Annotated in this window: 1 pseudogene; it reads left to right on the forward strand. The window is 60.1% G+C overall.

What is annotated here, in order from left to right:
• Positions 1–150: pseudogene (locus tag MTCD1_RS20400) on the forward strand (arsenical resistance protein ArsH); the annotation flags it as partial.
• Positions 151–233: the final 83 nt, after the last annotated feature.

The raw sequence follows: 233 nt of genomic DNA on the forward strand, positions 1-233 counted from the left end.
GCTCTATATGATCGGGTCGTGGATGTCATGGAGGAACTGATCAAGTTCACCCTGCTGGTGCGTGAGCGTCCGGACCTGGTGCAGCGCTATTCCGAGCGCAAGGAGGATGCGCAGGCGCTCTCTGAACGGATCAATCAACGGTCGATTTGAACGCCGCTGAACGCGTATGCTTTGCAGCAACCGCCGCCACTGAGCCCGTCCCATGAGTTCCTCGCACCACACCTGGCTGGGCG

The organism is Colwellia marinimaniae (assembly GCF_002207865.1).
Taxonomy (GTDB): Bacteria; Pseudomonadota; Gammaproteobacteria; order Enterobacterales; family Alteromonadaceae; genus Colwellia; species Colwellia marinimaniae.